Source organism: Clostridium sp. (assembly GCF_030532265.1).
Lineage (GTDB): Bacteria > Bacillota > Clostridia > Clostridiales > Clostridiaceae > Clostridium.
This window is the reverse complement of the sequence record NZ_JAUNLM010000036.1, coordinates 1-22,635: the sequence shown is the minus strand read 5'-3', so window position 1 is coordinate 22,635 and position 22,635 is coordinate 1. Positions and strand designations below refer to the sequence as shown.

Here is a 22,635-nt window from a genome sequence, read left to right as displayed (position 1 = left end):
CTGGCCCACGCCTTAGAAGGGCGTTGCTCTATCCAGCTGAGCTAAAAACGCATCTCAGAACGTTTATTATTATAAATCATTCTTTATTTTTTGTCAAGAACTTTTTTGAAGTTCTTTTCAAAGTGGAGCGGGTGAAGGGAATCGAACCCTCGTAACTAGCTTGGAAGGCTAGGGCTCTACCATTGAGCTACACCCGCATATTCTTTTTCTCTTTACTATCTGATTATTAAGTCAACAATCAAACACCTTATCTTTTATACAAGTTTTAAACTTCCTTGTCAATATAAAACTTGATTTTAAGTGGTCGGGGTGACAGGTCTCGAACCTGCGACCTCATGGTCCCAAACCATGCGCGCTACCATCTGCGCCACACCCCGTTGAGTCATCATCTATTGCTTTCGGAACCTCTCGTTTCATCTGTTCTCTCTCGCAACGACAATGACTATTCTACATTATCAAACTTAATACGTCAATACTTTTTTTAAAAAAATTCTAATTTAATTTAACACTTTATACTTTTCTATTATATCAATAATTTTATAAATAAATTATCAATAAAACAATCTGCTTATTAATAATTTAATCTCATAATATAACTACTCTAAACTTTCCAAATATACTTCAGGTTCTTTTCCATTTTCAATTTCTATAAAACCTATACTCCTTCCCCTACCTCTTGGTAAGGAAACACTACCTGGATTCATTAATATTATACCATTATGATTAATTATTAATTCTTGGTGAGTATGCCCAAAAAGAGCTATATTAGCATTTAATTCTTGTGCTCTATAGTAAATATTGTTCAAATCATATTTAACTCTATATTTATGTCCATGTGTTGCAAATATCTTAAATCCATTTATGTCTATAATTCTTTCTACAGGATATTCATTTGAATAGTCACAATTTCCTAATACAGCATATACTTCACCATTAAAATCTCTTGATAATTCTGAGACATCATCAACATTATCACCTAAGTGTATTAAAATATCTGCAGTTGCTATTTTTTCTTTTGCAACCTCAATATATTCTTGAATTCTATGAGTATCACTAACTACAGCTATTAACATAATACCTCCTACAACATATCAAAAATATTATCTTTTAATTTTTTTAAAGCAACTCCCCTATGGCTAACCTTGTTTTTTTCTTCTGCTCCTATTTCTCCAAAAGTTTTATTAAATCCTTCATAATAAAATAAAGGATCATAACCAAATCCACCTTCTCCATTTAAACTTTCAATTATTTTACCTTCTACTTCTCCGCATATATCTAAAACTTTACCTTCTGAATTTATTAAAGTTAAATGGCACACAAATTTTGCTCCTCTATTTTCCATAGGTACACCTTTTAACTTTTCTAATAATTTTTTATTATTTTCATTGTCATTTCCATGCTCTCCTGCATACCTTGCTGAATATATTCCTGGTTCTCCATTTAAATAATCTACTTCTAATCCTGAATCATCAGCCATAACTATAAAATCACTATCTCCTCTATTTAATAGATAATTTCTTATTTCACTGGCCTTTTTAGTTGCATTTTCTTTAAATGTATTTCCATCTTCTATTACATCAATATTTATATTTTCATCTTTTAAAGATTTTATTTCTAGATTCATTTCTTTTAATATAGTTTTTATTTCTTTTATCTTCTTTTGGTTATTACTAGCCAATATTAATTTTTTCATTATTGACCTCCTGTTCCAATCCATAAAGCATCCATCTTAAGAGCACTTTTTTGAATCTCTATCATTTGTTTTAATCCTTTTTCACCTAAATCTAATAATTCATTAAGCTCACTTCTTGTCATTGGTGATTCTTCACCTGTTCCTTGTACTTCAACAAACTCACCTTCATGAGTTCCAATTATATTCATATCTACTTTTGCATTTGAATCTTCCTCATAACATAAGTCTATAATTTTTTCACCGTTTACTATACCTATACTTGTTGCAGCAACAAAGCTTCTTATAGGATAAACCTTAAAAGGCTTTTCTTTATGAAGTTTATTTACAGCATCAACCATAGCAACAAATGCTCCAGTTATTGATGTTGTTCTTGTTCCCCCATCAGCCTGTATAACATCACAATCTATCCATAAAGTTTTTTCACCTAAAGCTTTTAAGTCAACAACAGATCTCAATGCTCTACCTATTAATCTTTGTATTTCCATAGTTCTTCCATCAATCTTTAATCTAGCTATATCTCTAACCTTTCTTGTTCCAGTTGATCTAGGAAGCATATTATATTCTGCAGTAATCCATCCTTCCCCTGAACCTTTTAAAAATGGTGGTACTTTATCTTCAATAGATACATTACAAAGAACTTTTGTATCTCCTACCTCTATATATACAGAACCTTCTGCATATTTTGTGTAATTCCTAGTTATTTTAGTAGGTCTTACCTGATCATTTCTTCTTCCATCTATCCTCACTAAAATTGCCTCCTTATATTAAACCAATTTAAAAATATTTTATATATACTTTGTATCATTTTTTAGTTTTATGCACTTTTTTTAATTTTATCTCATATTAATTATTATAAGAATTATATATGAGGTGAAATATTTTGAGATATATAGGTCCATTTTTTCGAATGAATAGCTTATCACATTGTGAAATATGTGGTCAGCTTTTTCACTTATCAAAAGAAGCTGTAAAACTACTAGCTCTAAATTCTAAATGTGGATATACTTTATCTTCTAGAAGTGCTAAAAAAATTGCATCTACAAAAGATATTAGCATATTAAGTAAATTTTCTCCAGTACTCTGTTTATATAAAAAATCATCCCCAATTTTTATGCATAATAAAACTTCAAACGGATTTGATTCATCTTCTTTTAAACGTGAAATTATTCCAACAACAAATGCTTTACTTACAATGTCATTACTAGAACTTAGTGATTATTATTCTTTTTTAAGCAAAGATTCTAGTAATTATCAATTGGCAAAAGGATATAGACAATTAGCTCATGAACAACTGGATTTTTATTATGAAAATTTAAGAAATGCTGAAGGAATATTTATACCTAAAAAAAGTCTATTTGAAAATAATTCTAAAGAAACTAATTTAATTGATAAAAATAGAAAATTTGCATTTAGTGATCAAGCATTTATGATGAATGCTTACTATTTATATTCTAAATATGAAGATAATGAGCAAGTAAAAACAGATTATGAGGAATTTTCTAATCAAATTTTACAAATGTTTTTAGATTATAAAGAAGCACTTTACAATTTATCCTTTGATGAAGGACTTAAAACTTTGCTAGCTTTTAATATTTATTATAAAAATTCTAAAAATAAGTCTATAGTCCCTTTAATTATAGATTTAAGTGAATTTATGATTAATAAATTTGATGAAAAAAATTATTATATTGAATCATTGGATAAATCTGCACTTCTTGCAATTAATTTAATGTATTCTTACGAACATACTACTCTAGTAACTTTTAAAGATAAATACTGCGAGATAATGGATAAATTACTTTCACTTTATGATGAAGATAATAATGTTATTGAAAATTTAACTACAAAGAAAGAAATTAAATATACATCTTTTGATATATGCTTTTATTTGTTATCTATAATAATGTATGCTGATATATCAGATACTTTAAGAGAGTATAATTCTACTATTTCTAAAATATATAAAAAATATATTTTAAATTCTAATATTGTTACTAGTTGGCCTGAAGCTCCAGACTTAGATAATGAAGAAAGGTATATGAATTTTAGTACTCTTTCTAAAGACATGTTAGATGAAACATTCTTTACAATGCCAAATTTACCATCTCTATCAACTACTGGTATGGCTCCTGTATTTTTAAAAAATATAGTTTACTCTAGAAAAAAAGAAGATTTCAAAACTTCTGATAAAAAAACATTTGATAGTTATAAAAATATGTTTATTTTCTATATGTTTATTTATACTTTTAAGGATGTTTTCTTTAGAAAATTAAACCTTTTAGAAAACACTTATGAAGATTCTAAGAAAACTAATATAGATGAAGATATTAATACTACTGAAGACTCTACTACTTCTATAAACACAAATACTATTAAAGAAACAAAAGAGTTAAATAATAATTCTGAAGAATCTTCTAATACTAAATCTACTTCTTTAGAAGAAACTTAAATATTATATAATGTCTTGTTTTAAAAATTTATTTATATATAAAAATAGGTTAGGCTTAACTTTTATATTTATAAAAGCTAGGCTTAACCTTAATTTATTTTAATGTTTCAAATTTTATATTTCCATTCCAATCAAATTCTATATTTTCAACTTCACTAGATATAGCAACATTTTTATTTTCAAATAGTAATGGTAATATTCTGTAATTATTAAATAAATTTGATTCTAATTCTATAAATTCTCCTTTACCACTTAATTCTTTTTTATAAATACTCTCCTCTTTATCTGTATAGTAAGGTTTTAAATTTTTATAAAATTCTAATCTATTATTTGTATTTGCTACTAAATCAACTATTAATATATCATATCTCTTTCTTAACTCTAAGTTATTAAAATCTTCTTCCGTAGTTAATGTATATCTTATATTACTATCTGTATTTGAATCAAACCATGATTGAATATATTTACATAAGGCTCTATTTTCATTATTATCTTTTGCTAATATAGTTATAACTTCTGGAAGCTTTGCAGAAACTTTATTAGTCATTACTTTTCTTGATTGGAGCTTATTTAAGTTATCTTTATCTCCTCTAAAGTAACTACACTCTGTAAGCTCTAAATAATTATTATTTTCTTCCTTATAATCTAACACTACAGAATTCAGAGTATAATATATAACTTTTCTAACTGATAAAGGAAGTTCCTCATCTTCTGAATTTAAAACTATATACTTTCCACTATCAGAAGGAAATGTTTTTAATCTCCCCTCTTCTTCTAATCTATTTAACTCAGTATTTGGTGGTTCTACAACTAAATCTCTATCTCCAATTTCAAAAGCCGCCATTGATAATTCTTCACTTTCATCAGATATTATTTTTATACAATTTGGAGAGTCTGTATCGCTTTTTTTATTTTTTTCTAATAATATTTCTCTATCATTCACATCACTTATATAATATTCACCTGAGTATATTATATTTTTATGATTTCTTTTTATATTATTCCACATCATTAAGTACTTTCTCAATCTATACTGTGGCTTTGTTAATTCTTCTAAAAACTTTTCATCTTTGTTATTTAGTCTAATAGTTAATATATTATCTTTTGCTCCAATAGCAACTCCACTTTCAAATGTAACATTACCATTTCTAAATTCTTTTGCCCCATAAACATTTAAAAAAGAACTTATATTTTCATCATACTCTTCTTTCAATAATTCTTTAAAAAATTCTCTTATATCTTCTGCTGTTATTCTACTGCCATCACTCCAATAAGCATCTTCTCTTATTTTAAATTCATACTCTATACCATCATCTTTAATATTTATTTCAGTAGCTAATGAAGGAACTATTTTACCATCATCATTTTTTTCTACTAATCCTTTACTTGTTGCACAAATTACATCTTCTTCTCTAGTTGATAATTTACTTACATCTTTTAATTCATTAGGAACTGAATTAACCGCATATAAAATAACCTCTGAATCTTTAGAAGATGATATTTTTTCTATTTCTATAAAACTCAATAGAAATACTAACATTATGCCTATAATAAAGCTTGGTAATAAAAATTTTTTCACCTTATTCTATCTCCTTTTTTAAAGTTATCATAATTATTGTCACTTATGTATATTTTTAATCAACATGAGCAATATTTTTATAATATGTTAAATTTATAAATCCATTATGTTATAATTAAATTATGTTTAAAGGAGGCGATAAGATGACTTTTTTAGTTGCCACATTCTCTATAATAGGGATTATATTTATGCTAACTTTCATGTTTATTGGCATATGGCTTTTTATTGTAGCTTTAAAGACTTACAATCAAATTCGTTATAAAAATTATATTTTAGAAAAAATAAGTCAAAAGTTAGATTTACTTTCTGAAAGTAAGAGAGATTTTTCTTATGAAAATTTTCTAAATGAAGAGGCTTCAAATGATGAATTTATGTCTCCTGATTTAACTAACATAAAAGACTTTGAAAAAAAAGAGTATAAATAAAAAGCTTCTAAAAAAATAGAAGCTTTTTATTTTTATTATCTTACAGTTCCAAGCATAAATGCTATTATAAAAACAGATAACATTAAACTCAACCCAGAGTATAGATATTTATTTTTTCCACTTTCATTAATCCAAAACCTAGCAGCTAAAGATAACATAGTTATTGCAACTGTAACTTGTATTGCATAATAAGAATTAAATATTTCTCCAAGGTATAAAAATTGGTATGAAGTTAAAAAAGTACAAATTATTACTATACAAGCTATTATACTTAATAAAATAGTTAATATATTAATTAGCCGTTTCAATAACTTAGCCTCCTATCATAACTTCAAATTCATCTTCTGTTAAAGTCTTAACTCCAAGTTCTTCTGCTTTTGTAAGCTTTGAACCTGCTTCTTTACCATAGACTACATAATCAGTCTTCTTACTTACACTACCTGCTACTTTAGCTCCAAGCATTTCTAATTTCTCTTTTATTTCTTTTCTAGAGTATTTTTCCATAGTTCCTGTTACAACAACAGTCTTGCCATCAAATACACTTTCAATAATTTCTTTTTCTTCAAACTTAGGATTCACACCTATCTCTAAAAGTTCATCTATTGTTTTTAAAACTTTTTCTTCATGGAAGAACTCTACAATACAATTTGCAACTATATCTCCTACATCAGGAACAGATACTAATTCTTCAAATGTAGCTTTTTTAAGTCCATCTAATGACTTAAATTTATTAACTATATCTTTAGCCGTTTTTACGCCTACATTTTGTATTCCTAATGAGTATATAAATGCTTCAAGAGTACAATCCTTACTCTTTTCAATTGCATCTAAAAGATTTTGTGCTTTTTTATCTCCAAATTTATCAAGTTTAACTAAGTCTTCTTTATTTAACTTATATAAGTCACTTATTGATTTTATATTAAGCTTTTCAAATAATTGTTCAGCAGTTCTTTCTGAAAACCCTGAAATATTCATAGCTTCTCTTGAACCGTAATGAACTATAGTCTTAACAAGCTGAGGCTTACATGAAAGTGTATTTTCACAGAATATATGTGCACCCTCTTCTACTAAGTGACTACCACAAGCTGGGCAATTAGTAGGAGGTATTATTTCTTCTGTTCCTTCTAAGGAATCCTCTTTAACTCCCATTATTTCAGGTATAACATCATTACTCCTTCTCACTAAAACTTCAGCACCAATTCTTACACCTTTTCTTTTTATATCATCCATATTATTAAGAGTTGCTCTTTTTACAGTAACACCAGCAAGTTCAACCGGATCTAATATAGCAGTTGGTGATACCCTTCCACTTCTTCCAACATTCCATTCAACATCTAAAAGCTTAGTTGTTGTTTCTTGAGCTTCAAACTTATATGCTATTGCCCATTTAGGAAACTTTACTGTATATCCTAATAACTCTCTAGTTTTTATATCATCTATAACTATTACAAGTCCATCAATATCATAGTTTAAATCAAATCTTATATCTCTTATATAGTCTATTTCCTTTTGAATATCATCTATTGTATAACACTCTTTTATATAATCATCTACTGGAAAGCCCATTTCCTTTATAAACTTCATCATCTCTGTATAAGTTTTAAACTGCTTCCCTTCCTTATATCCTACATCATAAAAAAATGCTGATAAGTTTCTTCTTGCAGTTTCTTTTACATTTAAATTCCTTAATGCTCCTGCAGCCCCATTTCTTAAGTTTTTAAGAGGTACTTCTGCCAATTCATTATATTTTTCAAAGGCTTCTGTAGTCATTATGGCTTCACCATGAACTTCAAAAACATCATTACAGTTAACTTTAAGAGGAATACTCTTTATAGTTTTAACCTGTGCTGTAACATCTTCTCCAATACTCCCTGTACCTCTTGTTGCTCCAACTGCTAATATACCTTCTTCATTATATGTTAAGTTAACAGTTAACCCATCAAATTTTTTCGTAACTATATATTTAAGCTCAGGAAGATTTTCCCCCTTTGATCTCATCTCTTCAATAAACTTAACATTTCTATTATGCCAATCTATTATTTCTTCAATGCTTTGAGCTTTTCCTAAGCTCCAAAGCTTACCTTTATGAGTATATTTTTTAAACCCATCAAGTATTACATCACCAACTCTAACAGTTGGTGAATATGGTAAAACTTCATTAAGTTCCTTTTCTAAGGATACAAGCTCATCATATTTTTTATCATATTCTTTATCTGTAACTGATGGATTATCTAAACTATAATACTCGTATGAATATCTATTCAACTCTTCTACAAGAGCTTTCATTCTTTCTCTTTTATCCATAAACTTACTTGCCTCCTAATACTATAAAAGTTCTAAATTAGCTATTGATAATAATAGTACCTTAACACCTTGTTTATCAAATGCTATTGTAAGTTTTTTATCATTTCCAGCCGGTAATACTGAAACTACTGTTCCTTCACCAAACTTTTCATGTTTTACTTTTCTTCCAAGTGATATTTCTCCTAAATCTGAAGTGCTATTTTGTTTAGTTTCTGTAATTTTTCTACTTGAATTTTGATTTCTAATAGAAGTTCTTAAGCTATGTGGATTATTAAAATTTGGTTTGGATTGACCACCAAACATTCCATCTCTTGCTGCTCCATTAGCACTTCTATCATTAACATATTCTTTTAAATCAGATCTTATTTCTCCAATAAAATCTGATTGACTATAAGACATTGTTCTTCCAAATACTCTCCTTACTTCTGCTGAAGTCATATGAAGAGTTTCTTTTGCTCTTGTGATTCCAACATAACAAAGCCTTCTTGCCTCTTCCATCTGATCTTCTTTATCAAAATCGCTCATACTAGGGAATATTCCATTTTCCATTCCTACCATGAATACATGAGGAAACTCAAGACCTTTTGCACTATGAAGTGTCATTAAAACTACAGCATTATCTTCCTCTTCATCACCTTCATTAATATCTTGTACTAATGATACTTTTTCTAAATATGCAGCTAAACTTTTATCTTCATTATTTCTTTCAAATTCAACTGCATCTGAGACTAATTCTTCTAAGTTTTCTATTCTACTTTTATCTTCTATTTCATTTGATTTTCTAAGCTGATCTAAATATCCAGTATCTTTTAAAATTGTTTCTATAAGCATTGATACTGGCATACTTTCAGCCATTATTACAAAATTATTCATAAGATCCATAAACTTTTCTATAGAACCACAATTTCTTGCGGTAAGAGTTGAAATTGTTCTTACTTCTTGAAGTGCGTCCCATAAATTTAACTCAAAACTATCTGCAAAATCTTGAATTTTATTTACTGTAGCATCACCTATACTTCTCTTTGGTATATTTATTATTCTCTTTATACTTATATCATCTTGAGGATTTACCAATACATTAAGATATGCAAGTATATCTTTAATTTCTTTTCTATCATAGAATTTAGTTCCTCCAACAATTTTATAAGGTATACCTCGTCTTCTAAAGGTCTCTTCAAATACACGTGACTGAGCATTAGTTCTATAAAGAACAGCAAAATCTTTATTTTCTGCTCCTTCTTTAGCTTTTGTATCAATTATTTGTCTTGCTACAAAATCCCCTTCTTCTGAATCTGAGTATGCTCTATATATTTTTATTTTATTTCCTTGTTCTTGTTCTGTTCTAAGTGCCTTATTCTTTCTTCTAGAATTATTTACTATAACAGCATTTGCTGCATCTAGTATATTACCTTTAGACCTATAATTTTGCTCAAGTTTTATCACTTTACAATTTGGATAATCTTTTTCAAAATCCAGAATATTGCTTACATCAGCACCTCTCCATGCATATATGCATTGATCATCATCACCAACAACACAAATATTTTTATATCTTGCTGCTAAAAGTCTTACAAATTCATATTGAGCTCCATTTGTATCTTGATACTCATCAACCATTATGTATTTAAATTTATTTTGGTAAAATTCTAATACATCATCATGTTTTTTAAATAATTCTACTGTTTTAAATATAAGGTCATCAAAATCTAAAGCATTATTTTCTTTAAGTCTCTTTTGATACATTTCATATACATCAGCAATTTTCTTTTCTCTAAAATTGCTTTCATGTTCTCTCATGAAACTTTCAGCAGTAATCATATTATCTTTAGCTCTTCCTATCTTCCCCATAATTTCTTGAAGAGTTATATCTTTATCGTTTATATTTAAAGTTTTCATACAATCTTTTAATAAAGTTTTTTGATCTGAAGTGTCATATATAGTAAAACTTGATTTATATCCAAGTTTATCAATTTCTCTTCTAAGTATTCTAACGCAAGTTGAGTGGAATGTTGAAATCCACATATCATTAGCTTTTTCCCCAACAATAGCTTCTATTCTCTCTTTCATTTCTTTAGCTGCCTTATTAGTAAATGTAATTGCTAATATACTCCATGGCTTTATTCCTAAATCTTCTATCATATGTGCCATTCTATATGTTAAAACTCTAGTTTTACCTGAACCTGCACCTGCAAGTATTAGAACTTGACCATCAACAGTAACAGCACCTTCATACTGCTCTTTGTTTAATAATGATTTTAAATCCAAATCATCATCCTCCCTTCCTAGTATTAAAATATTATATCATACATCACCTTTTAGTGTTGCCAGAAAGTATAATTGTTAGTAAAAATGTGGTATAATATCTAAAATCATATTCCAGTTTTTAGGAGGTATTTGTATTGAAGTTTAAAACTATGATTTTAACTTTTCTTATTTCAATTTTAATTTTTAATTTTATATCTTGTTCTAATAAAAAAATAAATTTTGATGATACTCGTTCTTATTCAGATAAAATAACTAATGATATTCTTATATCTATTAATGATTTAGATTACAATGGCTTTATAAAAAATTTTGATGAAAACATGAAAGAAATTTCATCTAATGAAACTGAATTTTTAAATTTAGTTATGCCTATAAAAGGTGCTATAGGAACATATGAAGATGGTAGTTTAGAATTTGTACAAGGCAAAAAGAGTAAGGATTTTACAAGTATAATTTATAAAGCAAAATTTTCTAATGAAGTAGAACCAGTAAATATATCAATATCCTTTGATGAAAAAAATCATAAAGTTTCTGGACTATACTTTAATTCACCAAAAATAAAAGAATTATATAGCAAATAAAAAAATAGATAAGGATAAATCCTTATCTATTTTTTATATTTCAAACGCTAATATTATTTCAAATATTGCAAATAGTATTAAGTTTATTCCAATTAATATTGGTGCAAATGCTAACGCAACTACTGGGTATAATATTACTAAAACACTTAATATAATTAAACATATTGTATATATTGTTCTAAAATTAAAACCAGCTGATTTAAATTGAAATTCAGCTACAAGTGCTGATATACCTCTTATTAATCCCCAGATTCCAAAGAATATAACAAAAAATTGTGTTGAATAAACTGGTGAAAATAAAAGTGTTAATCCAAATAATATATCAATTATACCATTAAAGATAAAAAATCCTCTTCTATATGATTTAAATGCTTTAATTATAGACATAATACCTGAAGCTAAAACAAAAGCCCCAATTACCATAGTTAAATTAAATATACTTTCTAATGGATACATTAGAAATATTATACCTACTATTGCTAATAAGACTCCTTGTAAAATAAAAGGCCATTTTTTCATAATTATCAACTCCTTCTATTTATACTTTACTATTTTATTATATAAGTTACCATTTACCTTTTGTAAATTTTAAAATACATATTGTAAAATTTAATTAATTAATATAAATTACAATTTTTAAAATATTCTACAGCAAAATCAACACATTCTCTTTGATTAAATAATTTTATTTTTGCATTTGCAATGTTATCAACTTTAACATTACACTTTTCTTCAAATTCTTCACCTAGAAACATAAATAATTCAGTTTTAAACTCTATATCCTTAAATTGTTTAAATATTCTTTTTCCATTTTCTAATATAGGTGAAGCATTTATAGATTCTGTATAATTTCCTGCTCTATACTCTGCTAAATGAAATGAGGTATTAACATCATAATCAACACCTAATAATAATACTTTTCCATTTAACTCATAAAATCTTGCAAGAGGTGACTTTTCCCCAAGTGAATATTCTAAACTGTGATTATCTGTTATAAAATTCTTATTTTTTCCCCAAGCTGAAAATGATACTGTTGGATGATAACTTCTCTTTACACCATAGAAATTTCTAAAAGCTTCTGCTATTTTACCCATACTATAAGTTGGCGTAATTTTTTCATCAAAAGCTGGCATTTCTTCCCTTATAGTGTTAAACCATTCTGAAGGTACTGGTGGATTGCTCCAAAAAGCTGGATCACATATATCAGCACTATGAGCTGGCATTACTATAGTTCCTTCTTCCCCTACTGTTTCTATTAAAGCCTTTATAACGGTAACTTCTCCTCCACATATCCATCCAAATTTACTTAATGATGAATGTACAAGTAATGTATCTCCCTTTTTTATTCCAATTCTTCGAAATTCATCTTTTAATATACTAAGAGTTATTGGTTTCTTAGTATCATTTATTAACTTTTCTATATTACTTATTTCATTATCCTGTTCTATATACTCATCATCTACATATAAGTCCTCTAAATTTATATCCATTTATTTGCCTCCAAACGTTAAGAATCACTCTATAATAATTTCAAAATCATTTAATAATCTTAAAACTTCAGGAATACTAAACTTTGCTTTATTTATATTATTTCTATTTGGATTTATCCTGTAATGCAAACATTCTCTAAAGTCTACTTTTGAAAGATTAGTATTTTCAAATATACTATCTTCAAGACTTGATTTTAAAAATGACGCCTCTCTTAAATCAGCATTTATAAAATCACTTGATGTAACATTACATTCTATAAAATTTGTCTTTGGTATTTTAAGCTCTGCAAAACTACAACTTTGTATTAAACAGCTTTTAAATTCAAAATCTAAAATAAATCTATCACATTTAGTAAAATCAACTCCAACTATTTTACAATCAATAAACTTAACTCCTCTAAGCTTTGAATAATAAAATTTTGTAAGAGATATATTGCATTCCTTAAAAATACACTCCTCAAAATTTACTTCTAAAAACTTTGTTCCTGAAAAATCACATCTATTAAATATACATTTATCAAAATCTCTTTTTTTAATTTCTATATTTCTAGTATTAATTCTTTCAAATCTTTCATTATAATAATCATATTCTAAGAACTCGTCTATCATAAATTATCTCCTAAATTACTTATTATCAGATTTATTTTTCAATTCACTATATTCTACAATAAATTTACTATTTGGCAAATATTTCAATGTATATTCAACTCCTATCTTAGGTTTAAGTTCACACTGATTTATTTTATATATAACATTATTTATTTCTAATTCAGTTATTCCTTTTACATTATTAAATTTAGTGCAAACTCCTGTTGTTGTGTAATAATCATTTGCAAAATAGTATTTAATATCTTTTACCTTAGGTAATATTATATTAAATAAAGTTATTTTACTAGAAATCAACAAAATAAAAATTAATATAAAATATTTTTTTGATATCTTCCCTTTAATTATTTTTATTAAATTAAATATAATTGAAAGTAACATAAATATAATTACTATTATTTGAAAGAGTAAAATTAATATAAACTCCATAAGTTCCCCCCTTTTTAATTATTATAATGTTAAGTTAATTAAATTTAAATTATAAGATTATTTAATTGCTAAACATTTTGCCTAGTAATATAATTTCAATATATTATCTACGAGGTGATTTTTTTGAAATATAACAAAATGGAAATGCTAAAAAATTGTAATCTTTGTATTAGAAAGTGTAATGTTAATAGATTAAACAATGAAGTTGGTGCATGTCTATCATCCGAAAAAATAAAAGCTGCTAAAGCTTATTTACATATGTGGGAAGAACCTCCAATATCTTTAGATACAGGATCTGGAACTATATTTTTTTCTAACTGTAATTTAAAATGTGTATTTTGTCAAAACCATGAAATTAGTCAAGAGAAATTTGGAGAATTTATAACTATAGAAAGACTATCAGAAATATTTTTAGAACTTCAAGATAAAGGAGCTAATAATATAAACTTAGTAACCCCTACACATTATGTCCCACAAATTATAGAAGCAATAAAAATAGCCAAAAAAAATGGACTTACTCTACCTATTTTATATAATACAAATGGATATGATTCTTTAGAAACTATAAAAGCCTTAGATGGTTATATAGATGTTTATTTACCTGATTTTAAATACTTTGATGATAAATATGCAATAAAATATTCAAAAGTTTCAGGATACAGAGAAAATGTTATTACTATTTTAAAAGAAATGTTTAAACAAGTTGGTAAAAATAGATTTGATGAAAAAGGAAGAATGATAAAGGGTATTATTATTAGACATTTAATGCTCCCTCATCTTTTATTTGATTCAAAGAAAATTATAGATACTATATATAGTTTATTTGGAGATGATGTATATATAAGTATAATGAATCAATATACTCCTATGTTTAATGCATTTAAATTTAAAGAGTTATCAAAACCATTAAATCCAAAGCTTTATGATAGTTTAATTGATTATGCAGCAAGCATTGGTGTAAAAAATGCCTTTATTCAAGAAAATGGAACTAATAAAACTGATTTTGTTCCCAATTTTAATTTACAAGGAGTTTTAAAATAGTTCATACATCTTTTTACTATTATTGATTATAATAGTTTTATAGAATAAATTTTGAAATAGTCATAAATTATTTTGAATTTTTTATTTAAAAATTTCAAATACTAATGTAGAGGTGATTTAAATGGAACAAAACAAATTTACTTTAAAACCATTACCATATTCTTATGATTCTCTAGAACCTTATATTGATGAAAAAACAGTAGTAATTCATCATGACAAACATCAACAAACTTACGTTAATAATCTAAACAATGCACTGGATAAACATCCTGAATTTTTCAAGATGTCTCTAGTGGAAATACTTAAAAATTTAGATGATATTCCAGAAGATATAAATCAAGCAGTTGTTAATAATGCTGGTGGAGTATTTAATCATGAATTTTACTGGGATGGATTAGCTCCAAATAAAGGTGGAGAACCTACTGGAAATATAAAAGATGCTATTTGCAAAACTTTCGGTTCTTATGAAGACTTTAAAACTAAATTTAAGGAAGCAGCTACTACTCAATTTGGTTCTGGATATGCATGGCTTGTTTTAGATGAAAATAATAAATTAAAAATTACTAAAACACCAAATCAAAATTGTCCAATTTCATTAAACGAAAAACCTCTACTAACAATAGATGTTTGGGAACATGCTTATTACTTAAAACATCAAAACAAACGTCCTGATTATGTAGATTGTTTCTTTGAATTAATTAATTGGGATATGGTTGATGAAAGATTTAAAAAAGCTACAAACCTTTAATAAAACAATAAATTAATTATTTATTTTTAACAATAGTAAGTTTAATTTGAAATATATATCTATATTTTATGTTAAGCTTATTAAAAAAGAAGATTCCTTTATTAGGAATCTTCTTTTTATATAAATTATTCATTTGATTTCAATGCTTCTATCATATTTACATTTTTCAATTTTAAATGCATTATAAACATTACTATGCTTGAAAAGATTATTGTCAATATTCCTGCATAAATAAAACTGCTCAAATGTAATGAAGGATTAAACATCATGTTATCCATCTCAGCTGTACTTAAAACATACTGGTGTAAAATTTTTCCCAAGCCACTTCCCACTATAATTCCCATTATAGTTAATATTATATTTTCTCTATAAATATACATAGTTACTTCGTTATCGTAAAATCCTAAAACCTTTATAGTTGAAAGTTCCCTTATACGCTCAGATACATTTATATTAGTTAAATTATATAAAACTATAAAAGCTAATATTGCAGCTGATATTATAAGTACAATAACAACTATATTTAAACTCGACATAGAGTCTTCAAAATTATCTTCTATAGAACCATTATAAGAAATATTTAATACTTTACCTTCTTTACTTAACTTTTTAGATAAATTTTCTTCAAAATTAGTATCATATTTATATTTTAAAAGTTCAGCATTATAAAGAGCCTCTTTATTGAATATCTTTTTATAAAGTTCTTTTGACATATAAATATAATGTCCAGCATAGTTTTCTGTAACTTCAGCAATCTTAACTTCAAAAGCCTTATTATCCGACGTTTTAAACTTTATTACATCGCCCTTTTTAAACTTAAATAATTTAGCTAATTTTTCAGATATTATAGCACCATCATTATTTAAATTATATTTTTCATCAGTCTTTCTATTGTTTAATGTTATAAATTTATTTAAATTATCTTCGTTTTTAGGCACCATAAGAAATGCTTCCTGAGGATTAACTCCTTTTTCTTGAACTTTTACTTGTTCTTGATAAATTTCTAATCTATCTTCTATTTCAGGTAACCCCTTTATTAAACTTTCATAAGATTTCGTATCTTCATTTGAAGCATCTTTATTAAATATAATCATAGCATTATATTTAACTATTTTACCAAACTGCAATCTTGCAAGGTCTGAAACTGAACCTTTTATACCAAAACCAGTAATAATAAGTGCCATACATCCTGCAATACCCAAAACTGTCATTAGCATACGATCCTTATATCTAAATATATTTCTTGCAGTAACTTTTTCTATAAAATTGAACCTTTTCCAAATAGGCTTTATTCTTTCTAATAATATACGCTTACCTGATTTTGGAGCCTTAGGCCTCATAAGTGTTGCTGAAGTACTTTTTAAATCTTCTCTCAATACTACATAAGCAGATATTCCAGTACAAGAAATTGCTATTGCAATTGATATAAGTGCATAACTTAAATAATATGAAATTTGTAAATCTGTGAAATTATAAAGCATACTATAAGCATTATAAATAATTCTTGGTAGTAATTCATATCCAATCAATAATCCAAAAAAACTTCCAATTAAACTTGCAGTTGTTGCATACACTAAATATTTTAGTGATATATCAAAATTACTATAACCTAGTGCCTTAAAAGTTCCAAGCTGAATTCTTTGTTCTTCAATCATTCTCGTAATTGTTGTTAAACTTACTAAAGCTGCTATTGCAAAGAAAAATAAAGGAAATACTTGTGATAATGCTGTAATTCTATCTGCATTATCTTCATATTCGCTATAACCTAAATTATCGCTTCTTGAAAATACATAATAATCAGGAACTTTAATATCTTTTATATTTTCTTCCCCTTTTTTAATTTCCTTTTCTCCATCTAATATTTTCTTTTCAGCATTAGACTTCTCATTATTAAATTTATTTAAACCTTCTTTGTATTGTCTTTCACCTTCATCTAATTTTTCTTTAGCTAACTTAAAGTTTTCTAACCCTAATTTTTTTCCATTATTATATTCTGATTCCTTTTCCTTAATAATTTTTGATGCTTTATTAAACTCTTGTTTATATTGATTAACTTGTACTATTCCATTATTTAATTTTTTATAATTACTTTCTAATTCCTCTTTACCTTTTTCTATATTAATTTTTGCTATTTCTAAATTTTTAATTATAGAACTCATACTATTTGAAATAGCATTAGCTTCCACCTCTCCATTAAAATACCCTTCTAATAAATTACCTAAATTTGAACCATTATTAATTGGTACTTCTTTTAAACTTTCAATTAATTGGTTTTTCATATTGTTAGGTATATTATTAGGAGGTAGCTTTAATAAAGCTTCTACTTGATTAAATAAAGGCTTTAGCTTATTTATATTATTATTTACATCATTTAATTTTTTATTTACTTCTTCCTTTGCCTTTAAAATTTCTGATTGTTTCTTTTGTAAATCCTTTAACTTATTTTCTAACTCTTCTTTTTTAGAATTTAATTGATTTTTAGAACTATCTAATTTTAATTTTGCATCTTGCATTTTATTATTAAATTCACTTAAGTTCTTATCGTATTTTTCTCTTCCCTCATTAATTTTCTTTTTAGACTCATTTAACTTACTTTCAGCTTTTTTAAGTTCATTTTTAGCTTTTACAATATCATTTTTAGCTTTTAAGAGTTTATCATTTGCCTCTTTTTTTATATCATCAAGGCGTAATACCCCTCGTTCTTTTGTTACACTTTCTACTTCTTTTATATGATTATTTAATAAATCATTGTACTTTTCACTATAACTGTTTAAACCTTTCAAATCGTTAAATGTTAAATAAGCTTCTGTATATACTGGCATTTTAAATTCAGATTCTGAAATTAAACCAAATCCATCAACCCTACCTTTTCCAATAGCACTTGTTCCTCTTTCATAATTTCCAATATACATAGGACTTTTTACAAAACCAACTACTTTATAAGTTTTATTTTTAATTTCGTCACTTAACTCTTTACTATTATCAGAAGAAAAACTTATCTTATCACCTATTTTATATAATTGTTTAATAGATTCTTTGCTATCTAATGCAATTTCTCCATTCTTTTCTGGTAATCTTCCACTTTCAACAACATATTTATTTAACTTATTATTACTATCATAAGAAATAAGTTTTAATAAAAGTCCTTCCCCACCTATTAATACATCCTTACTATATATAGGTTCAACATAGTCTACTCCTTTTATTTTTTTTAATTCATCTATATCACCTTTATCAATCCCCATTGTAGATTGTACTTTTAAATCCATCAAATTTTGTTCATCAAAATATTTATTAGCTGTATTTAACATATCAGGACCTGCCGATTTTAATCCTGAAAAAAATCCAACCCCTAACATAATTAAAAATAAAATAGATAAAAATCTTGATTTAGATGAAGAAATTTCTTTTAAAATAGTTTTAAATAAAGCCTTTTTCTTCATAAACTTCTCTCCTTTTACCATTCTATTTCATCAATAGATTTAGGATTCTTATTTACTTTAATATCCCTAACCTTTGCATCATTAACATGTATAACTCTATCAGCTATTGGAGATAATGCAGAATTATGAGTTATAACTATAACTGTAGTACCTGTATTTTTGCATGTATTCTGTAATAATCTTAATACTTGTCTTCCTGTTTCATAATCTAATGCTCCAGTTGGTTCATCACATAACAAAAGCTTTGGATTTTTAGCTAATGCTCTTGCTATTGCAACTCTTTGTTGCTCTCCCCCTGATAGTTGAGCTGGAAAATTATCCATACGATGACCTAATCCTACATCTTTAAGTACCTTATCAACATTTAATGCATTTTTAGAAATTTGAGTTGCAAGTTCAACATTTTCTTTTGCAGTTAAATTTGGTACTAAATTATAAAATTGAAATACAAATCCAATATCATCACGTCTATATTTTGTAAGCTCTTTTTTATTAAGCTTTGCAATGTCAACTCCATCAACTAATACTTGTCCTTCATTTGGAGAGTCCATTCCTCCTAATATATTTAAAACAGTTGACTTTCCTGCTCCACTAGGTCCTAATATTATTACAAATTCTCCTTTTTCAATTGAAAAACTTATTCCATTGTTAGCTACAATAACATTATCGCCCATTTTATAACGTCTATGCTCATTTATAATATCTACATAACCCATTTATTTCACCCTTTCATTATTTACAAATAACTCATGACTCACTTGTGTCATTTTATTTTTAATATTATAATAATCATCAAGCAAATACAATACAATTAATTTAAATTACACATAAAGGAGAGTTTGTGTCACTATGTATAAAATTCAAACTAATTCACTGGCTATAAAGTCTCAAAATTGGATAGCAAAATCATTATTAAAACTAATGAAATATCAGCCTTATAAAGATATTACAGTAACACAAATATGCCAAGAAGCTAACTTAGTTAGAAAAACCTTTTATAGAAACTTTGATAGCAAAGAAGATATTTTACATTTTATATTTGATAACTTATTTAATGATTTTCAAAGAAATAAAAATTTTGATAAATTATCTCCTAAAGAAATAATTTATTTATATTATAGTTATTGGATTAAACATAAAGACCTATTAAAATTAATACATGAAAATAACTTATTCTTTTTAATAAATAAAAAATATATAAATTATACTGAATCTTTTATATCACTACTTCCTGACACAAAAATTCAATTATTAGAAAATAATAATTTAAGTCCTTATTTTTTTAATTTTATAGCAAGTAGCATGAGTTCAATTTTAGAATTATGGGTAAAAAGAGACTTCAATGAATCTGTTGATGTTATAACCAACTTAACACAATCTTTATTATGTTCTAAATTATAAAATATATTTTTATAGACATAATATTCATTTGTGTAATTCATATGTTATAAAGGAAAAGTTATACTTTATTTTTTCACTATATTAGATTAAAATTAAAGGTAAATGTATAATATATAGACATAGATTAGAGGTTATTTTTAATGGCCCTATTTAAAATATAATTGCAGGAGGGTAATCTTTATGTCAAATGATACTAATTCATCTAACTTCATAAGAAATATAATTATTGAAGATTTAGAGAGCGGTAAACATGATTCTATAATTACTAGATTTCCACCAGAACCAAATGGCTATCTACATATAGGTCATGCAAAGTCTATTCTTTTAAACTTCGGACTTGGTGCTGAATTTAATGGAAGAACTAATTTGAGATTTGATGACACAAATCCAGTTAAAGAAGATACAGAATATGTTGAATCAATAAAAGAAGATGTTCAATGGCTTGGATGTCACTGGAATGAACTTCACTTCGCTTCAAATTATTTTGATGAAATGTATAAAAGAGCTATTCTTTTAATAAATAAAGGCTTAGCATATGTTTGTGATTTAACACCTGAAGAAATGAAGGAATATAGAGGAACATTAACAGAGCCAGGAAAAGAAAGCCCTTATAGAAATAGAAGCATCGAAGAAAACCTTGATTTATTCGAAAGAATGAGAAAAGGTGAATTTAAAGATGGAGAGAAAGTTTTAAGAGCAAAAATTGATATGGCGTCTCCTAATATGAATATGAGAGATCCAATAATTTATAGAATAGCTCATGCATCTCACCATAATACTGGCGACAAATGGTGCATATATCCTATGTATGATTTTGCTCATCCACTTGAAGATGCTATTGAAGGTATAACTCATTCAATATGTACTTTAGAATTTGCAGATCACAGACCTTTATATGATTGGTTCGTAAAAGAATGTGAAATGGAAAAAGTACCTCAACAAATAGAATTTGCAAGACTTAATATGACTAATACTGTTATGAGTAAGAGAAAACTTAAACAATTAGTTGATGAAAATATAGTTGATGGATGGGATGACCCAAGAATGCCAACTATATCAGGACTTAGAAGAAGAGGTTATACTCCAGAATCTATAAGAAACTTCTGTCAAGCAATAGGTGTTGCTAAAAATAATTCAATTGTTGACGCTCAAATGCTTGATTACTTCTTAAGAGAAGATCTTCAAACTAAAGCTCCAACTGCAATGGCAGTTACAAAACCTCTTAAGGTTATTATAACAAATTATCCAGAAGGTAAAACTGAAATGTTACCTATTCCAAATAACCCTAAGAATCCAGAGCTTGGAACTAGAGAAGTTCCTTTTTCAAGAGAAATATATGTTGAACAAGATGACTTCATGGAAGTTCCAGTAAAAAAATACTTTAGATTATTCCCAGGAAACGAAGTTAGACTTATGGGCGCATACTTTATAACATGTAATGATGTAATAAAAGATGCTGAAGGAAATGTTGTAGAACTTCATTGCACTTATGACCCTGAAACTAAGAGTGGTTCAGGATTTACTGGAAGAAAAGTTAAAGGTACAATTCATTGGGTTGATGCAAAAAGTGCTATACCTTGTGAATTTAGATTATATGAACCTTTAATATTAGATGATGCTCCAGAAAACGAAGGTAAACATTTCTTAGAACAAATAAATCCTAATTCATTAGAAGTTTTAGAAGGATTTATAGAACCAGTTGCTATTAAGGATGCAAAAAATCTTGATAAATTCCAAATGGTTAGAAACGGATTCTTCTCAGTGGACAAAAATTCTACTAATGATAAACTAATATTTAATAGAATTGTTCCTTTAAAGAGTTCATTTAAACTAAAATAATAAATAAATTTTAAATGAAAGAGTGGTCTTATAGTACCACTTTTTTATTTAAAATTTTATAAAAATTCTCTTTTAATTAAATACTTTAAAATCCTTAAATTAAAAGAGATGCTTTTTTTAAAGCATCTCTTTTATATACTAAAGACTAATAAACTTATTAAATCTTTCTCTTACTTTATCTTCACCCATTATTTGCATTATAGTATAAAGATCTGGAGTATTAGTTCTATGAGTAAGTGCTGCTCTTACTGCACCTGCTACATCAGAAACCATACCTTTAAAGTTTTCTGGATTTTTCTTATACTCTTTTCTATTTGTTGCATATCCAAGTTCTACTGCTAA

The 22,635-nt window shown here is 26.5% G+C and carries 20 protein-coding genes, 2 tRNA genes and 1 pseudogene; 7 read left to right on the top strand and 16 right to left on the bottom strand.

All coding sequences use genetic code 11. The features are described 5' to 3' along the window. Positions 1-123 precede the first annotated feature (123 nt). The 5 genes from Q4E08_RS08580 to rph all read right to left on the bottom strand — a co-directional run bounded on the left by Q4E08_RS08580 (position 124) and on the right by rph (position 2,439). Positions 124-197: transfer RNA gene (locus tag Q4E08_RS08580), tRNA-Gly, on the bottom strand. 104 nt (positions 198-301) lie between these two features. Further along, a tRNA-Pro gene (locus Q4E08_RS08575) sits at positions 302-377 on the bottom strand. 219 nt (positions 378-596) lie between these two features. Then, on the bottom strand, positions 597-1,073 hold the full coding sequence (locus Q4E08_RS08570; RefSeq protein WP_303130184.1) for a metallophosphoesterase: 477 nt from the start codon (positions 1,071-1,073) through the stop codon (positions 597-599). Between the two features lie 8 nt (positions 1,074-1,081). Next, the gene (locus Q4E08_RS08565; protein WP_303130183.1) at positions 1,082-1,693 is read right to left on the bottom strand and encodes an XTP/dITP diphosphatase; all 612 of its coding nucleotides are present in this window, start codon (positions 1,691-1,693) and stop codon (positions 1,082-1,084) included. Further along, a complete protein-coding gene (gene rph / locus Q4E08_RS08560) occupies positions 1,693-2,439 on the bottom strand; it encodes a ribonuclease PH (protein ID WP_303130181.1) in 747 nt (248 codons plus the stop codon). Before rph ends, Q4E08_RS08565 begins: the two co-directional genes overlap by 1 nt. A gap of 161 nt (positions 2,440-2,600) precedes the next feature. Between rph and Q4E08_RS08555 the strand changes: the two genes are divergently transcribed. Then, positions 2,601-4,142: a hypothetical protein gene (locus Q4E08_RS08555; protein ID WP_303130180.1), complete on the top strand. Its 1,542-nt coding sequence runs from the start codon at positions 2,601-2,603 to the stop codon at positions 4,140-4,142. A 94-nt stretch (positions 4,143-4,236) separates the two neighbouring features. Here the strand turns inward: Q4E08_RS08555 and Q4E08_RS08550 are convergent, their stop codons facing one another. Next, positions 4,237-5,721: an ABC transporter substrate-binding protein gene (locus Q4E08_RS08550; RefSeq protein WP_303130179.1), complete on the bottom strand. Its 1,485-nt coding sequence runs from the start codon at positions 5,719-5,721 to the stop codon at positions 4,237-4,239. Between the two features lie 143 nt (positions 5,722-5,864). Between Q4E08_RS08550 and Q4E08_RS08545 the strand changes: the two genes are divergently transcribed. Next, positions 5,865-6,146: a hypothetical protein gene (locus Q4E08_RS08545; RefSeq protein ID WP_303130178.1), complete on the top strand. Its 282-nt coding sequence runs from the start codon at positions 5,865-5,867 to the stop codon at positions 6,144-6,146. A gap of 35 nt (positions 6,147-6,181) precedes the next feature. Here the strand turns inward: Q4E08_RS08545 and Q4E08_RS08540 are convergent, their stop codons facing one another. From Q4E08_RS08540 to pcrA, 3 genes are read right to left on the bottom strand one after another with little or no spacing between them, the layout of a single operon-like run. Next, positions 6,182-6,454: a hypothetical protein gene (locus tag Q4E08_RS08540; protein ID WP_303130177.1), complete on the bottom strand. Its 273-nt coding sequence runs from the start codon at positions 6,452-6,454 to the stop codon at positions 6,182-6,184. A gap of 4 nt (positions 6,455-6,458) precedes the next feature. Beyond that, entirely contained in the window at positions 6,459-8,450 is a 1,992-nt protein-coding gene (ligA, locus tag Q4E08_RS08535; RefSeq protein WP_303130176.1) for an NAD-dependent DNA ligase LigA, read from the bottom strand. A gap of 21 nt (positions 8,451-8,471) precedes the next feature. Then, positions 8,472-10,715, bottom strand: a complete 2,244-nt coding sequence (pcrA, locus tag Q4E08_RS08530) for a DNA helicase PcrA (protein WP_303130175.1) — start codon at positions 10,713-10,715, stop codon at positions 8,472-8,474. A 134-nt stretch (positions 10,716-10,849) separates the two neighbouring features. On the opposite strand from pcrA, the gene Q4E08_RS08525 reads away from it, so the two are divergent. Then, positions 10,850-11,296 (top strand): hypothetical protein, encoded by a 447-nt coding sequence (locus tag Q4E08_RS08525; protein WP_303130174.1) that lies wholly within the window; start codon positions 10,850-10,852, stop codon positions 11,294-11,296. A 33-nt stretch (positions 11,297-11,329) separates the two neighbouring features. Here the strand turns inward: Q4E08_RS08525 and Q4E08_RS08520 are convergent, their stop codons facing one another. The 4 genes from Q4E08_RS08520 to Q4E08_RS08505 all read right to left on the bottom strand — a co-directional run bounded on the left by Q4E08_RS08520 (position 11,330) and on the right by Q4E08_RS08505 (position 13,692). Continuing rightward, a complete protein-coding gene (locus Q4E08_RS08520; protein ID WP_303130173.1) occupies positions 11,330-11,815 on the bottom strand; it encodes an HdeD family acid-resistance protein in 486 nt (161 codons plus the stop codon). Between the two features lie 98 nt (positions 11,816-11,913). Next, positions 11,914-12,786, bottom strand: a complete 873-nt coding sequence (locus tag Q4E08_RS08515; RefSeq protein ID WP_303130172.1) for an aminoglycoside N(3)-acetyltransferase — start codon at positions 12,784-12,786, stop codon at positions 11,914-11,916. Positions 12,787-12,810: 24 nt separating this feature from the next. After that, the gene (locus Q4E08_RS08510) at positions 12,811-13,395 is read right to left on the bottom strand and encodes a pentapeptide repeat-containing protein (RefSeq protein ID WP_303130171.1); all 585 of its coding nucleotides are present in this window, start codon (positions 13,393-13,395) and stop codon (positions 12,811-12,813) included. A 15-nt stretch (positions 13,396-13,410) separates the two neighbouring features. After that, positions 13,411-13,692 (bottom strand): hypothetical protein, encoded by a 282-nt coding sequence (locus Q4E08_RS08505; RefSeq protein WP_303130170.1) that lies wholly within the window; start codon positions 13,690-13,692, stop codon positions 13,411-13,413. 267 nt (positions 13,693-13,959) lie between these two features. On the opposite strand from Q4E08_RS08505, the gene Q4E08_RS08500 reads away from it, so the two are divergent. Both Q4E08_RS08500 and Q4E08_RS08495 read left to right on the top strand, forming a co-directional pair. Then, positions 13,960-14,862 (top strand): radical SAM protein, encoded by a 903-nt coding sequence (locus Q4E08_RS08500; RefSeq protein ID WP_303130186.1) that lies wholly within the window; start codon positions 13,960-13,962, stop codon positions 14,860-14,862. Between the two features lie 121 nt (positions 14,863-14,983). Further along, positions 14,984-15,610 carry a superoxide dismutase gene (locus Q4E08_RS08495; protein WP_303130169.1) on the top strand — a complete coding sequence of 209 codons (627 nt, stop codon included), beginning with the start codon at positions 14,984-14,986 and terminating at the stop codon, positions 15,608-15,610. A 125-nt stretch (positions 15,611-15,735) separates the two neighbouring features. On the opposite strand, the gene Q4E08_RS08490 is transcribed toward Q4E08_RS08495, so the two are convergent. Further along, entirely contained in the window at positions 15,736-19,053 is a 3,318-nt protein-coding gene (locus Q4E08_RS08490) for an FtsX-like permease family protein (RefSeq protein ID WP_303130167.1), read from the bottom strand. 14 nt (positions 19,054-19,067) lie between these two features. Beyond that, positions 19,068-19,769, bottom strand: coding sequence for an ABC transporter ATP-binding protein (locus Q4E08_RS08485; RefSeq protein WP_303130166.1), 702 nt, complete (start codon positions 19,767-19,769; stop codon positions 19,068-19,070). A 133-nt stretch (positions 19,770-19,902) separates the two neighbouring features. Here Q4E08_RS08485 and Q4E08_RS08480 point away from each other — a divergent pair, with 133 nt between their 5' ends. Beyond that, the gene (locus Q4E08_RS08480) at positions 19,903-20,454 is read left to right on the top strand and encodes a TetR/AcrR family transcriptional regulator (RefSeq protein WP_303130165.1); all 552 of its coding nucleotides are present in this window, start codon (positions 19,903-19,905) and stop codon (positions 20,452-20,454) included. Between the two features lie 180 nt (positions 20,455-20,634). After that, positions 20,635-22,293, top strand: a complete 1,659-nt coding sequence (locus Q4E08_RS08475; protein ID WP_303130163.1) for a glutamine--tRNA ligase/YqeY domain fusion protein — start codon at positions 20,635-20,637, stop codon at positions 22,291-22,293. Between the two features lie 138 nt (positions 22,294-22,431). Here Q4E08_RS08475 and Q4E08_RS08470 read toward each other — a convergent pair. Continuing rightward, a pseudogene (locus Q4E08_RS08470) lies at positions 22,432-22,635 on the bottom strand (glutamate--tRNA ligase); the annotation flags it as partial.